Raw genomic sequence first — 302 nt, forward strand, 5'->3', positions numbered from 1 at the left:
GCAGGCAGTGTCGCGAAGTATGCCTCATCCGGCGTGCGGTCTTCCAGACTCGAATGAGGTCGTCTCTGGTTGTACAGATTGATGTAATCGCCGATTGAGCGCCGGGCGTGGCTGACCGACTCATATGAACCGCGTCGGTGAAAGCGGTCGCCGTGAACTGACTGCCCTGGTCGGCGTTGACGATTTCAGGCTGGCCGTATTTCGCGAATGCCTCTTCAAGCGCCTCGACCGCATGGATCGCTTCCAGCGTGATCGCCACGCGATGTGCCAATACCTTTCGGCTGGCCCAGTCCACCACAGCC

The 302-nt window shown here is 59.9% G+C and carries 1 pseudogene; it reads right to left on the minus strand.

The window, feature by feature from the left end:
• Positions 1-302, minus strand: a pseudogene (locus AB3X86_RS38445) (integrase core domain-containing protein); the annotation flags it as partial.

It is taken from the genome of Paraburkholderia sp. BR14374 (genome assembly GCF_040948685.1).
GTDB classification, from domain to species: domain Bacteria; phylum Pseudomonadota; class Gammaproteobacteria; order Burkholderiales; family Burkholderiaceae; genus Paraburkholderia; species Paraburkholderia youngii.